Origin of the sequence: Photorhabdus viridis, assembly GCF_040256935.1 — a bacterium.
Taxonomy (GTDB): domain Bacteria; phylum Pseudomonadota; class Gammaproteobacteria; order Enterobacterales; family Enterobacteriaceae; genus Photorhabdus; species Photorhabdus viridis.
The window spans coordinates 1-2,012 of the sequence record NZ_JBEJZY010000126.1; the positions used below are offsets into that span (position 1 = coordinate 1).

Below are 2,012 nucleotides of genomic sequence, written 5' to 3' on the forward strand. Positions count from 1 at the left end.
GTTCTTCTAAATTAAACATGCCTGAGGATCTCCACGATTTTGTTTTCTTTGACAAAAACTTTGATCGTGCCTCAGGCACTTAGTTCCCTTCTTAAGCAAACCTCAGGTTAGAATATTTAACATGTCCATTTTCGTTATTTTAAATGATCATGGCATGGTGGGTAAATGTAAAATAAGGATATCATCGTCGATGAATATTATTAAACATGGCAAGGAATAAGCCGTTTTTGGTTACTCTGTGCCTTTTAAAAATCCGGTATTAATGGGTGCCTATTTTTTTTACCCTCAGTTAACTAATCATTGAAAAAAGCAGTTTGTCGATCTCCCAAAAAGGGAAAACAAGTAAAAAGATGATAAATCTGTAAAGCGATTTTCATTTTTGGTATTTCTACATGTTTAATGGTTTCCTCATCTTTAATATCCGGTGGTGCTGCCAGAAGTTCTTTTTCCCAGCGAGCTAGCCGTTTGGCTGGCAGTGTATGAATCGTAGGAAACCATTTTTTGAGTAAGTTTTTTAGTCGTTGCTTCATAGTGTGCGCTCCTCGTCAAAACTGCCCTTAATGGTATTTTCTGCTGTCGGTTTTTCTCCCCATAAATAGCGTATAGGGGCGATGACATTTTCTGATTGTTCATAATACCAGTACAGTTCGCTACTGCGGGGATAAACGCCCATTGTATTACTTCCAGAGTTGCCGTATCGCCATTTAGGGGCAATTTGGCCTGTTCCTGAGTTTCCCTGAATTTGGCATTGCGGAAAGCATCACAGGGGTATATTTGAGACGGTTAATCTCAATATAATCGACTTTTCCTTCTCAATAGTAGGGAGTTCTAGACGGAGTTACAAAAACCCTTCGGATATTTGAGAGACTCATCTGAAAAGCTGGCAGGGTAAAACGATAGGTAGTCATTCCAATCCCCTGCTGTATTTTTAATTGTGGTTGAATAAAGAGATTTAGAAGTTCCTGATTTTCTATAGAAAAGCAGTTTTGTGTAACATTATCCATCTTTCTTGCAGTCTTGAGTTGTCTCAAAATACTTGGACGTTCATCCTCTGGCCAAAAATCATATTTCTTCCCCGCCCCCCAAAAACAGTTATTCAATACTTTCTCTAAATCTGATCAGGTACTGTTAGCTTGTACAATGCTGCCACTGATAAGCAAACTGGCCCCGACGACTATTGCAGTGAGTATGCCTCCCGTCAGGAAGGTGCCTGCGGCTGCTCCGATTCAGACCGCTGTGGTCAGGATAATGGAATCTGTTCCTATCGCTACTTGGCTATAACCTTCCACTTTATTACCCACTCTGAAAGCATTACTGGCATCATAGAAGGAGACCAGCGCCCCTAAATAACCTGCCACGCTACCGGCAACACGGGAGAACTGACTGACCATAGCCGTATTGATGGCCGGCACTTTTATCCCGTTCATCAGCGCCTTGACTATCGGGGAATTTACCTTACTCGCCAGCGTCGAACCGAGGGAAGCCAAATCAGCACTCATACCAATCACCGCGGTACTAAAGCGTAGCAGGTTCATATAAGTCGGTCCGGGCTGTTTCAATTACCACGCCCAGCGTAGAGAGCGGGAGGGAACAAATTGTTGAGTTATCTGGTCAATGGCTTTCTGGGGAAGTTGCCGGACATAATTTGTCCCCTGAGAAATCGCCTGACCGGGATCAGCACAGACGGTGGTCAGGAATATCCCCATACCCAGCAGAATATTATCGACGCCGCGAATAAACTGGCTCTCAAGCATCGGTGATTTTACTTTGTCGTTATTCAGCACGGTGATAACACTGCCGGTAATGGTGCGCCAGAAGTTGCCATCTCCGTTGCTGTCCGACTCTTTAGCCGCAAGTTTTGCCAAAACCTGTTGGCCCGGCAGGGAGGATTGCAGATTGCCAAGCAAACTGGAGAGGATTTCACTGAAAAACTGGAACTCCAGCGCGTCCTCTTCTTCCCGCGTCTCTTTTTCATCGACTGCTTCTCATCCTTTACTCATTCCTATTTTCTG

General features: G+C 43.9%; 5 protein-coding genes. All 5 read right to left on the reverse strand.

Features of this window, described 5'->3' with window-relative positions:
• Positions 1 to 293: 293 nt before the first annotated feature.
• The 5 genes from ABR397_RS22345 to ABR397_RS22365 all read right to left on the reverse strand — a co-directional run bounded on the left by ABR397_RS22345 (position 294) and on the right by ABR397_RS22365 (position 1,865).
• A complete protein-coding gene (locus ABR397_RS22345; protein WP_350307634.1) occupies positions 294 to 530 on the reverse strand; it encodes a hypothetical protein in 237 nt (78 codons plus the stop codon).
• Positions 527 to 673, reverse strand: coding sequence for a hypothetical protein (locus ABR397_RS22350; RefSeq protein WP_350307635.1), 147 nt, complete (start codon positions 671 to 673; stop codon positions 527 to 529). The genes ABR397_RS22345 and ABR397_RS22350 overlap by 4 nt, the downstream gene beginning before the upstream one ends.
• Before the next feature lie 139 nt (positions 674 to 812).
• The gene (locus ABR397_RS22355; RefSeq protein ID WP_350307636.1) at positions 813 to 1,100 is read right to left on the reverse strand and encodes a hypothetical protein; all 288 of its coding nucleotides are present in this window, start codon (positions 1,098 to 1,100) and stop codon (positions 813 to 815) included.
• 126 nt (positions 1,101 to 1,226) lie between these two features.
• Positions 1,227 to 1,559 (reverse strand): hypothetical protein, encoded by a 333-nt coding sequence (locus tag ABR397_RS22360; RefSeq protein WP_350307637.1) that lies wholly within the window; start codon positions 1,557 to 1,559, stop codon positions 1,227 to 1,229.
• Complete coding sequence (locus ABR397_RS22365) at positions 1,560 to 1,865, reverse strand: hypothetical protein (RefSeq protein WP_350307638.1); 306 nt, start codon at positions 1,863 to 1,865, stop codon at positions 1,560 to 1,562.
• Positions 1,866 to 2,012 lie beyond the last annotated feature (147 nt).